This is a genomic window from Monashia sp. HAY1-2A (assembly GCF_056755315.1).
Map to the genome: position 1 here is coordinate 1 of NZ_JBNDHY010000475.1, position 264 is coordinate 264.

Consider the following 264-nt stretch of genomic DNA (forward strand, 5'->3'; position numbering starts at 1 on the left):
GTGCGAAATGTGAGGCGAAGGCAAATGGCAGGCCGAGGGCCGCCGCCAGTTGAGCGCTGTACAGGCTGGAGCCGAGTAACCAGATCGGCACATGCAAACTCTGGCCGGGCACGGCCTGAACCGGCTGCTGAGGCTGAACATCACCGAAGTACATCTGCAATTCCTGCACATCCTGCGGGAAGTTATCGATTTCACCGGAAAGATGGCGGCGCAGGGCAATCATGGTGCGCTGATCGGTACCCGGCGCACGGCCCAGCCCCAGAT

General features: G+C 61.4%; 1 pseudogene. It reads right to left on the reverse strand.

The features are described from left to right. Nucleotides 1–223 (reverse strand): annotated as a pseudogene (locus tag ACPYOM_RS22765) (alkane 1-monooxygenase); the annotation flags it as partial. Nucleotides 224–264 lie beyond the last annotated feature (41 nt).